At 64.3% G+C, this 314-nt stretch carries 1 protein-coding gene; it reads right to left on the reverse strand.

What is annotated here, in order from left to right:
• The coding region (locus EN850_RS35160) for an aminotransferase class III-fold pyridoxal phosphate-dependent enzyme (RefSeq protein ID WP_136093046.1) at positions 1-314 on the reverse strand (314 nt) is incomplete at both ends.

Below are 314 nucleotides of genomic sequence, written 5' to 3' on the forward strand. Positions count from 1 at the left end.
GGCCTGCGCGCCGCCGACGTTGAAGTGCACGCGGCCGTCGAGCCCGAACTTCTCGTGCATGTCCACGGCAATGGTCTTGGCCAGCTGCACGCGGGTCGGGTGCAGGTACTGGCTGGCGACCTGCGGCAGGGTGTCGATCTGGTCCTTCAGTGCATCGTTCAGGCGCTTGTTGCTGTAGCCGAAGTTGCAGGCCGAGTACCACATCTGCAGGTCGAGGTAGGGCACGCCCGCACCGTCGAACATGTAGCTGCCTTCGCCGCGCTGGAAGATCTTCGGCGGGTCGACGTAGTGGACGGTATCGCCGAAGGAACTGA

It is taken from the genome of Mesorhizobium sp. M8A.F.Ca.ET.207.01.1.1 (genome assembly GCF_004794715.1).
In the GTDB taxonomy this organism is placed as follows: domain Bacteria; phylum Pseudomonadota; class Alphaproteobacteria; order Rhizobiales; family Rhizobiaceae; genus Mesorhizobium.